General features: G+C 58.4%; 6 protein-coding genes and 1 pseudogene. 3 read left to right on the top strand and 4 right to left on the bottom strand.

Going from position 1 to position 7,125, the window contains the following annotated elements; all coding sequences use genetic code 11:
• The 3 genes and pseudogenes from DXD77_RS09160 to DXD77_RS09150 form a co-directional block, all read right to left on the bottom strand.
• Window positions 1-222: pseudogene (locus tag DXD77_RS09160) on the bottom strand (hypothetical protein); the annotation flags it as partial.
• Window positions 210-824, bottom strand: coding sequence for a hypothetical protein (locus tag DXD77_RS09155; RefSeq protein WP_147325437.1), 615 nt, complete (start codon window positions 822-824; stop codon window positions 210-212). The pseudogene DXD77_RS09160 and the gene DXD77_RS09155, both read right to left, overlap by 13 nt.
• A gap of 87 nt (window positions 825-911) precedes the next feature.
• Window positions 912-1,877 (bottom strand): Sir2 silent information regulator family NAD-dependent deacetylase, encoded by a 966-nt coding sequence (locus DXD77_RS09150; RefSeq protein WP_197032824.1) that lies wholly within the window; start codon window positions 1,875-1,877, stop codon window positions 912-914.
• A 143-nt stretch (window positions 1,878-2,020) separates the two neighbouring features.
• Here DXD77_RS09150 and DXD77_RS09145 point away from each other — a divergent pair, with 143 nt between their 5' ends.
• The 3 genes from DXD77_RS09145 (at window position 2,021) to DXD77_RS09135 (ending at window position 4,780) form a co-directional block, all read left to right on the top strand.
• Complete coding sequence (locus DXD77_RS09145) at window positions 2,021-2,581, top strand: TetR/AcrR family transcriptional regulator (RefSeq protein ID WP_089572815.1); 561 nt, start codon at window positions 2,021-2,023, stop codon at window positions 2,579-2,581.
• A 198-nt stretch (window positions 2,582-2,779) separates the two neighbouring features.
• Window positions 2,780-3,310: a flavodoxin family protein gene (locus DXD77_RS09140; protein ID WP_117648498.1), complete on the top strand. Its 531-nt coding sequence runs from the start codon at window positions 2,780-2,782 to the stop codon at window positions 3,308-3,310.
• Between the two features lie 180 nt (window positions 3,311-3,490).
• A complete protein-coding gene (locus DXD77_RS09135) occupies window positions 3,491-4,780 on the top strand; it encodes an ATP-binding protein (protein ID WP_055252411.1) in 1,290 nt (429 codons plus the stop codon).
• Between the two features lie 99 nt (window positions 4,781-4,879).
• Here the strand turns inward: DXD77_RS09135 and DXD77_RS09130 are convergent, their stop codons facing one another.
• The gene (locus tag DXD77_RS09130) at window positions 4,880-7,120 is read right to left on the bottom strand and encodes a DNA gyrase subunit A (RefSeq protein WP_117648497.1); all 2,241 of its coding nucleotides are present in this window, start codon (window positions 7,118-7,120) and stop codon (window positions 4,880-4,882) included.
• Window positions 7,121-7,125: the final 5 nt, after the last annotated feature.

Genomic DNA, 7,125 nt, shown 5'->3' with positions numbered 1-7,125 from the left:
TCGCTGCTCGAGGCTGGGGTAGAGGTGGTAGAAGCCGTCGAAAAGGCTCTTGAAGCCAAAGGCTTGCTGCCAGTCCGTCATTCCGGCGCGCGCCATGCCTGCGCGGTTGTAATGGTTGAACCCGGCGGCGCTTGACATGCCCGAGCCGATGCCGACGATGATGGCGTCGGCATCGTCGATAAGGCTTCGAAGCCTATACGCTTCCCTCTCTAGAGACGGCATTGGGCAATCTCCTCGAAAGCCGGGGCCATATCGCCGTCAACGAGAATCGTCTCGCACGATGCATCGGGCGCCATAGCCTGGCTGTAGTTGAACACGATGTAGGTGGCGTGCTCGCAGACGTTCGCGATCTGGGCGAGCATGTGCTTTATGATGCCGTTGCGCAGTCCCACGCCAAGTTCGAGGATGGCGACCCTGCCGTTGCGATGGGCTTGCACAAGGCGCTCGAGCTCCTCGAGCTGGGCCGTGGCGAGGGCGTCTGGATGGGCGAGACGCCGCTCGTCGATCGACGTGCGTATGCCCCCCTCCGTCTCGAGCACGCGGTTCTCGTCGAACCCGGCGCGCGCGAAGTGCCCGTCGATGTTGCATGTGACCACGAAGGTGTCGGCGTGCTCCGTAAGACGCCGCAGCCCGTTCATGAGCGAGCCGGGCTCATATTCGAGATACTCCTTTTGATGGAACCGCTCGGCCCATCGGCGTCGCACGCTGGCATCCGGGGAAGCGAGCCCCTGCAGTATGCAGCCGATGCCGTCTGCCTGGGCGAGGTCCCCGTACGCCTCTTGGAAATGAGCATCGGCGCAGAAAAGGTTGAGCCCCTCCGCCATGTCGAGTCCGTTGCTAGCGCCGATGATGACAAGATCCGCTTCGGCTAGCGCCCTGCCTATGCGAACTGCTTTCGCCGTCTCCATGCGCTACCTCCCCAGCGTCTTGCGCACGTCGGCGAGCACGTCGGCGATGTCGGCGCGAACGGCGAGCCCCCGATCCTCGATCGCGCGGGGGAGAAACTGCGTCTTGTTGTTTACGGCGATGTAGCTGGCCTGCGGTAACTGCGCCGTGAGGGCCCAGAACGGCTCCTGGATAAACGCGGGCGTCATGCGGCCCACACCCAGCTCGAGGAAGAGGATCCTCTGCCGTGCGTGCGCGTCGAGCCATTCGGACACCTTGCGGTACTGCTCCTCGTAGAGTTCGCCCTGCAGGAAGTTGCCGTAGCCGCGAACCCAGGGGAACGCCTCTGCCCCGCAGTGCGGGCAGCGCGGCACGAGCTCTGTCGGAACCTCAAGGCCGTCTCCCATGGCCTCTACCATGTTGGAGACCGGCTCGACCGCATCCCACACCGCGTCGGTGCAACAGCGGGAGCACTGAAAGAAGCGGTGGTCGCCTTGGATCTCTGCCACTTTCTCCCAGGGATAGAGCTTCACAAACTGCGTGTCCTGGTTGGTGGTGAGCACGAAGAAATCCTTCTCGGCGAGAATGGCGTCGAGGTCCCTGTAGGGCTTGCGCAGCGGGGCGTTGAGCGTGGTGTCGAGGAAGGTGGCGAGGTATCCCCAGCGCGCCTCGGCGGTGGGCCAGCGGTAGAACGACCCCTCGAAAGCGCCCTTGAAACCGTAGCGCTCGGCGAATTTGCCGAAATGCTTGCGATAGGTCGCGTTGTCCTCGTAGTAGAAGTCGCCGCCGCCCGCCGCGGAGAGCCCGGAGGCCCCGCCCACCAGCACGCAATCGGCTTCTTCGATCATACGGGCGAAGTCCTCGATTTGCTGGTCGTAGGGCTCGGGCTCGCGGTCACTCAGCTCATAGGGCGTGCTGCCGCTGCGGTAGGCGGCATGAAGGGAAAACGATCGGTTGGTGAGCTCGATAACGAGCTGCTCGTACAGGGTCACTGGATACCTTCTTTCAGCTATTATAAACAGGTGTCTATAAAAAGTATCCATGTCGATTTGCTTAAGAGCAATGAACAGCTTCGGCCTGCTGTCGATAAACGAGCGTTTGCCGGGCATTGTCGAGCGTTGCAATTGGAGGGGTAATGGAAGCGGGGAAGATCGATCGTCGCCGACGCTATACACTCTCGGTCATACGGGAGGCGTTCTTCGCGCTGCTGGCCGAGGTCGGCTTCGCGAAGATGACGGTAGCGGATATTTGCCGCCGCGCCGATATCAACCGTGGCACGTTCTATCTGCACTACGAGGACAAGTTCGCCCTGCTCGACGCGCTTATCGACGAGGCCTTGGCGGCGGTGCCGCCGCTCGAGGGAACGGAGGCGGGTGCCCTCTGCCAGCGTCCGCCGGCAAACGATGACTATTATCTGCTCTACTCGGATGACGACGCGTACGCCCGGGTGGCACAGCGCGTCGTCGAGCGCGGCGCCGAGCAGATGGTTCCCTCGATCATGGAGGAGACTGGGCTTTCGCGCGAGGACGCCTATCTGCTCTTCGTCCACAACGTCCAGGGAAATCTCGCGGTCAACCGCCTGCTCGGTTGGAGGCGAGGGCCCGAGTTTGCTCACGCTCAGGAGCTGCTCAGCGCCTATTCCGAAGGGGGCATGCGGGCGGTATCGGCTCGTCACGATCCTCGTAGCTCGTCTTGACCGCATGTCATTTCAGGTAGGTGGCGTTGCTATGGGCCCTCTTTGATTTTCGATGTTGTATAAGGCAATCGCAATCGTCTTGAGCTTCTTTAGGGAACTTGAACAAGAGATATGGCCTGCTGGCGATTGATTAACACCATTCGTTTTGGTTACAAGAAAGCATGCTGCGCGCCTGCAGCATGAGGGAGAGGGAATCCTATGAATATCGTTGTATTGAGCGGCAGCCCGCGTAAGGGCGCTAATACCGATACCATGGTCGAGGCGTTTGCCGAGACCGCGCGTGAGGGCGGCCATACGGTCGAGGTCATCCGCGTTGCCAGCAAGAAGATCGCCGGCTGCTTGGGATGCCAGTACTGCTTCGCCCATGAGGGCGTCTGCGTGCAGAAGGATGACATGGCCAACGTGATTGAGTCGCTGAAAGACACCGACATGGTTGTCTTCGCTTCGCCTATCTACTGGTTTGATATCACTGCGCAGGAAAAGACCGCCATCGACCGCCTGTACGCCTTCGGTGCCACGGGATTCCCGTTCACCAAGACGGCCCTTTTACTCGATAGCCACAGCGAGGGTGTCTATGATGCGGCGATCGCTATGTACAAGTCAACCTGCGCGTACTGCAAGTGGGAGGACCAGGGCATTGTCACCATCAGCGGTATGACCGAGCGCGACAGCATGGTATCGTCGCCCAAGCTGGAAAAGGTGCGAGAGCTCGCTCGCAAGCTTGCCTAAGGACAAGAAGAACGCATGGCAATCAGCGTTGGTGGAAATGCTTGCTGTCCTTACCGAGAGATAGGGGCGAATTCCCTCAAGTGCCGTATAGAACAATTTTTAAACGCAGAAAAATAACTGAAAACAAATTAATCCGCGTTAAAATATTGTCAAATAGAAGTTCATGAGGGAAGGTTACGTATGCGTCGCAAGGCAGACGAGCTCCTTAGGGAATGGCGAGACAGAGCTGATAGAAAACCTTTGCTGGTCAAAGGCGTGCGCCAGTGTGGCAAGACCTATTTGCTCAGAACGTACGCCCAGGATCTTTTCGAATCGGTTGTCTACGTTAATCTTGAGAACGACCGGTCGGCGCGAGCGGATTTTTCGGGCGGTCTTGACCCTCATTCGATCGTACGTGCGATCGAGGCTCGTACGGGACAGCGTATCGTGCCTGGCAAAACCTTACTGTTCATTGACGAGATCCAGGCATGCGAGGAAGCGCTCACTTCCCTTAAATACTTTTGCGAAGATGCTCCCGAGTATTACGTTGCGGCTGCCGGGTCGCTTCTTGGGGTTGCCATTAACCATCAGTCGTATTCGTTCCCCGTCGGAAAGACCGACTTGATTGAGATGGCTCCACTCGATTTCGAGGAGTTTCTCTGGGCGATGGGGCACGATCAGCTGGTCGACGAGATACGCTCATCATTCGAGATAATGGGTCCTCTTGCGCCAAGCCTTCATGAAAAGGCGCTTGGGCTCTATCGACAGTATCTTGTTGTTGGCGGAATGCCCGAGGCGGTCCAAACGTACATCGATGATCAGTCAATCATTGATGTGGCCGAAAAGCATCGGATTATTCTCGACGGATATTCCGCCGACACCAATAAATATGCTGATGAACGCTTGAGTGCAAAGACGCGTGCGTGCTTCGATTCCATTCCACAGCAGCTTGCCAAAGAGAATCGTAAATTTCAATACAAGGTAGTGCGAGCGGGGGGCAATGCGTCTCTCTTTGGAGATGCTCTCGATTGGCTTGTATTGTCGGGTACGGTGGCGCGCTGCAGCCTAGTCGGGCAGATCGAAAGCCCCTTAGAGGCCTTCGTTAACCCTTCTGCTTTTAAAATCTATCAGGCGGATACAGGGCTGCTGGTCTCCAAGGCCGGTGCTCAACGCGCCGATATTCTTGCCGGTATCGGCGGCACATTCATGGGTGCACTTACCGAAAACTACGTTGCCCAACAGCTTTCAGCCATGGGTTATCCACTGCATTATTGGGCGCGAGATAATCGTGCGGAAATCGACTTTGTAGTAGAGAAGCAGGGATGCTTGTCTGCGATTGAAGTCAAGGCGGGGGAGAACACAAGATCTCGAAGTCTGTCCTCACTTAAAAAGACCCATCCGGGCGTGCGCCTTATCAGGCTATCGACTAAGCCCTTTGGAATGAATGATGGGCTTATGTCTGTTCCGCTTTATGCGGCATTTTGTCTATAGGGATGATGCTGGTGTAATGCATGGGGCCCGGGGCGCAGCGTTTACTGCGCTCCGGGCCCCGCTGCTTTGTAAAACCATGACGGTTTAGTCGCCGTTGTTTTAGTCAAACAAACTCGGCATGTCATTTTCCTTCATGAGGGTGCCGGCGGAGGGCAGGCTCTGCGCGGTGAACTTCTCGGCCGAGACGCCGGCGCCAAGGATTTCCTCGGTCGTGCCGACGGTGGTGACCGAGCGGCCCTTCTTGGCCGTAAAGGCCTGGACGCCCTGCGTGTTGGTGGTCGTCTTGGTCTTGAGCAGCGACGTGTTGAAGTTCATCAGGCGGTAGTCGCTCGAGACCAGCGCGAGGTCGCGGTCCTCCTTGAGCACCTGCGCATACAGCAGCTTGCTGCCGCCGTAGATGGCGTTCTTAAGGCGCTTGCGGTTGGTCTTGGTAGCGTATCCAGAAAGCGCGACACGCACCACGCGGCCGTTCTCAAAGACGAACAGCACGTCGGCCTTGTAGTCCTCGGGGTCGATGACCCAGATGACGCTCTCGTCGGGTTCCATCTCAAGATCGGTCGGAAGGTACGAGCCCAGCTGGGCCGACTTGGTGTCCTCAAACGCCGCGACCTTGCACTTGTACACCTGGCTCTTGTTGGTAAAGACCAGCAGCTCGTGGGTGTTGGAGGACGGGAACTCGATAAAGGGTTTGTCGCCGTCCTTGTACTTGAGCGTGGTCGCCTTCTTGAGCACGCGGTCCGTCATCTTCTTTAGGTAGCCATCGCGCGAGAGCATGATGGTGACCGGGTACTCCTCGACCTCGGGCTCCAAGCTTACCTCGATAACCTCATGGGGCTCGATCCTGCCCGTGCGGCGCGGCATCACGTACTTCTTGTTGACCGCTGCTAGCTCGTCGCTGATGACCTTCTTGACGTTCTCCTCGCTGGAGAGGATCTCCTCAAGCTCGGCAATCTCGCCCTCGAGCTTGGCGATGTCCTTGGTGCGGTTGAGGATGTACTCCTCGTTGATGTTGCGGAGCTTAAGCTCGGCGACAAACTCGGCCTGGGTCTCGTCGATGTCGAAACCCTTCATAAGGTTGGGTACAACCTCTGCCTCGAGCTTAGTGCCGCGGATGATGGCGATGGCCTTGTCGATGTCGAGCAGAATTGCCTCAAGGCCGTGCAGCAGGTGCAGGCGCTCGGACTTTTTGCCCAGGTCAAAGTTAATGCGGCGACGCGTGGACGCAATACGCCACTTGACCCACTCGTGCAGAATCTGGCGCACGCCCATAACACGGGGATAGCCGTCGACGAGCACGTTGAAGTTGCACGAGAACGAATCCTGCAGCGTGGTCGAGCGATAGAGCTTGGCCATGAGCTTGTCGGGGTCGACGCCGCGCTTAAGGTCGATGGCGATGCGCAGACCCGAAAGGTCGGTCTCGTCGCGGATGTCGGCGATCTCCTTGACCTTGCCCTCCTTGGAGAGCTTGACGATGCGTTCGATGATGACATCGGTCTTGGTGGTGTAGGGGATCTCGTACACCTCGATGATGCGCTCTTCGGGAATCCAGCGCCAGCGGGAGCGAATCTGGAAGCTGCCAAGACCGGTCTCGATGATCTTCTCCATCTCCTCGCGGCGGTAGATAATCTCGCCGCCGGTCGAGAAATCGGGCATGGGCATGTACTCGAGCAGGTCGCAGTCGGGGTCCTTCAGGTAGTGCATCGTGGCGGTGCAGACCTCGTTGAGGTTGAAGCCGCAGATATCGGACGCCATAGCGACGCCGATGCCCTTGTTGGCCGAGACGAGGATGTTGGGGAACGTGGTGGGCAGCAGACGCGGCTCCTTCATGGCACCGTCGTAGCTGTCAACGAAGTCGACCGGGTCCTTGTCGATGTCTTTGAAGATCTCGGCGCTGATGGGGGAGAGCTTGGCCTCGGTATAACGCGAGGCGGCGTAGCTCAGGTCGCCCGAATAGTACTTGCCAAAGTTGCCCTTCGACTCCACGAAAGGAGCAAGCAGCGCCTCGTTGCCCGTGGCCAGGCGCACCATCGTCTCGTAGATGGCGGCGTCGCCGTGTGGGTTGAGCTTCATGGTCTGGCCCACGATGTTGGCGCTCTTTTGGCGCTCGCCCTTGAGCAGGCCCATCTTGTACATAGTGTAGAGCAGCTTGCGGTGCGAGGGCTTAAAGCCGTCGATCTCGGGGAATGCACGCGAGACGTTGACGCTCATAGCGTAGGGCATGTAGTTGACCTCGAGCGTCTGCGTAATCGGCTGGTCGGTGACCTCGGAGTGCAGGCCGATGACGTTCTCGGCGTTGACCTGCTTTTTCTTGGGCTGGTTCTTCGTCTTCTTCTTTGCCACGATTT

It is taken from the genome of Collinsella sp. TM09-10AT (assembly GCF_003436275.1).
Taxonomy (GTDB): domain Bacteria; phylum Actinomycetota; class Coriobacteriia; order Coriobacteriales; family Coriobacteriaceae; genus Collinsella.
Note: the sequence above shows the minus strand (reverse complement) of the source record. Positions and strands in the feature narration are given on the sequence as shown.